Raw genomic sequence first — 631 nt, 5'->3', positions numbered from 1 at the left:
AGCGCGACCGCGTCCGCCTTGAACTCCGGCGGGTAGTGCTTCATGACCACGAGATGTCCGTTCTCAGATCCTCAGGATCCAGTGTCTCGTGTGTTCAGGATCCGGGGTCAAGGCCCAACCGGTCCTCGATCTCCCGCGGCTGCAGCCGGCTCCCACGCTCGGTCAACCACAGGTCCGGACCATCCGCCGCCCGGTAGCGGGGACGCAGGTTGACCAGGTAGTCCTCGGCCGCCTCCACCGCCACGGCATCACGCTCAGCACCATCCACCGCCGCGGCGGCGAGCCCTTCGTCCGCTTCCCCCACCGCACGTGCAACGACCCTTGCTCATACTGCACATTTCCGCAACGAGCAGGCGCCGGGCAAGTTACGACCGATTCGCCCGCGATTGCATAGCGCGCCAGCACCGCTTCAGCTCGCGGGCAGCAACTGCGGCGGCCTGGCCCAGGGCCCATGGGATGCGGAGCAGGCCGACGACATCCGCCATGTCGCGGTGCTCGGCGGGGATGCGTCGCAGGAGACGCTGGGCGCCTACTCCGCCATGAGGAGAGGGGGGGGGGGGGGGGGGCCGCCGCCCCCCCCCCCACCCCCCACCAGAAGGTCCCCACTTTCAGAAAAAACAACACCACCCAA

The 631-nt window shown here is 68.6% G+C and carries 1 protein-coding gene; it reads right to left on the bottom strand.

Annotated elements, in window-relative coordinates; genetic code table 11:
• Positions 1-94: 94 nt before the first annotated feature.
• Positions 95-244 (bottom strand): hypothetical protein, encoded by a 150-nt coding sequence (locus tag NOD94_RS41290; protein WP_281211376.1) that lies wholly within the window; start codon positions 242-244, stop codon positions 95-97.
• Positions 245-631: the final 387 nt, after the last annotated feature.

This window comes from Streptomyces sp. Isolate_45, assembly GCF_024721315.2.
Lineage (GTDB): Bacteria > Actinomycetota > Actinomycetes > Streptomycetales > Streptomycetaceae > Streptomyces.
The sequence above is the reverse complement of the archived record's forward strand: the minus strand, read 5'-3'. Positions and strand labels throughout refer to the sequence as shown.